Below are 631 nucleotides of genomic sequence, written 5' to 3'. Positions count from 1 at the left end.
CACACTCCTTGACCTTCGGTCGAGGAGCCTGTGGCGTATGTCCAGGTTCCTCGGAACTAAAGGCCACAGGACCGTCGTGTACGGTTTCCAACTCCCCGATCAGTGGGTTTAGCGAGTTTTCAGCGGGGGCGCACCGCGTGAAACTCTCCATCGGGGTGTCCACCATGAAGCGCTATGCAGCAGCACAGGTCCGGACTTCGAGGCCTGCGCAAGCCGAACAGTCGAATTTAGCGCGCGAGTTGGTGCATCCAGTTGATCGGCATGTCGGACAGCAAATCCGTATCCGCCGAATGCAGTCGAATGTATCCCTAGGGGATCTCGGCGCCGGCATCGGGGTCAGTTTGCAGCAGGTACAAAAATATGAAAGCGGCAAGAACCGCGTCAGCGCTTCGATGCTCTACGAGCTTGCCAATTGCCTCAAGATCCCTGTTTCGAGGTTTTTCGAAGGCCTTCCAGATCCCGAAACCACTCAGGGCCAGCAAATCATAACAGAGATCGATGAGAAGATTGCCTACATTTCCACGGCGGAGGGACGGCGTCTGATAGACGACGTTTTGCTCCTTTCTCCGCGTGTGCGCAGCCGGGTCGTTGCCCTCGTCAGCTCGATTGTCGATGAAGAGATGGAAGAACA

General features: G+C 56.3%; 1 protein-coding gene. It reads left to right on the top strand.

All coding sequences use genetic code 11. The features are described from left to right. Nucleotides 1-164: 164 nt before the first annotated feature. Nucleotides 165-631: helix-turn-helix domain-containing protein (locus tag AF337_RS04370; protein WP_049731169.1), on the top strand; the 467-nt coding region annotated here is incomplete at its 3' end.

It is taken from the genome of Rhizobium ecuadorense (assembly GCF_001187535.1).
Lineage (GTDB): Bacteria > Pseudomonadota > Alphaproteobacteria > Rhizobiales > Rhizobiaceae > Rhizobium > Rhizobium ecuadorense.
The sequence above is the reverse complement of the archived record's forward strand: the minus strand, read 5'-3'. Positions and strand labels throughout refer to the sequence as shown.